This is a genomic window from Mesorhizobium sp. M7A.F.Ca.CA.002.09.1.1 (assembly GCF_003998555.1).
Taxonomy (GTDB): Bacteria; Pseudomonadota; Alphaproteobacteria; order Rhizobiales; family Rhizobiaceae; genus Mesorhizobium; species Mesorhizobium ciceri.
The window spans coordinates 1-880 of sequence record NZ_RZRR01001381.1; the positions used below are offsets into that span (position 1 = coordinate 1).

At 65.3% G+C, this 880-nt stretch carries 1 pseudogene; it reads left to right on the forward strand.

The features are described 5' to 3' along the window. Positions 1-825, forward strand: a pseudogene (locus tag EN994_RS33395) (adenylate cyclase); the annotation flags it as partial. Positions 826-880 lie beyond the last annotated feature (55 nt).

The window sequence follows — 880 nt, forward strand, 5'->3', positions numbered from 1 at the left end:
GTTCAAGACGAGGTGACGGCCAAGATCGTGGAAGCGCTGCTTGGCCGGCTGCGCGCGCCGCCGCCGCGCAATCGGCCGCGAAATCTGGAGGCCTACGACCTCTGCGTGCGGGCGCGAAAGCTGATCGACGACTCGCCGCAGATGGCGCAGGAAGCGCATCTGATGCTGACGCGCGCGGTGTCGCTCGATCCTGATTATGCCGAGCCCTATCGTTGGCTTGCCATGAACCACTGGATGGGACAGGTGCATTGGGGCGGACCAACCGAGGCTGCCCGCAGCGTTGCCCTGGAGCTGGCGCGCAAGGCGGTGGCGATCGATCCCAACGATGCCGGCTGTCGCTGGATCCTGGCTTATCTGCTTGCCTATGAGCGCAGCTTCACTGAAGCGGATGCGGAATTCGCCAAAGCGATCGAGCTCGACCCGAACGAGGCCGACACCTGGGCGGCATTGTCCGACATCGCGGTCCTGGCCGGACGGGTCGAAGAGGGCCTCGAGCACATCGGCAAGGCGTTCCGGCTGAACCCGTTTCCGGCGAGCTGGTACTATCTGACGCTCGGCCAGGCGCAATATGCGGCGCGCGACTACCAAGCCGCTATCGAGACGTTGCGCCGTGACGAGACCTATCGCACAAGCTCACGCCGTTTCCTGGCGGCAAGCATGGCCCAACTCGGCCGGCTCGACGAGGCGCGCGCAGAGGCTGAACTGTTCCTCGTCGGCAACCCGCATTTCACAACCCATCACTGGGCGACGACCGAGCCATTCCGCGACGCCGCTACGCTCGAGCATTTCGTCGATGGTTTTCGCAAGGCCGGTCTTCCGGAGTGACGCGCCGGCATCCGGCCCGCCCGCAGCAAAGGCGACGTGGTGCGCTAACCCAGTC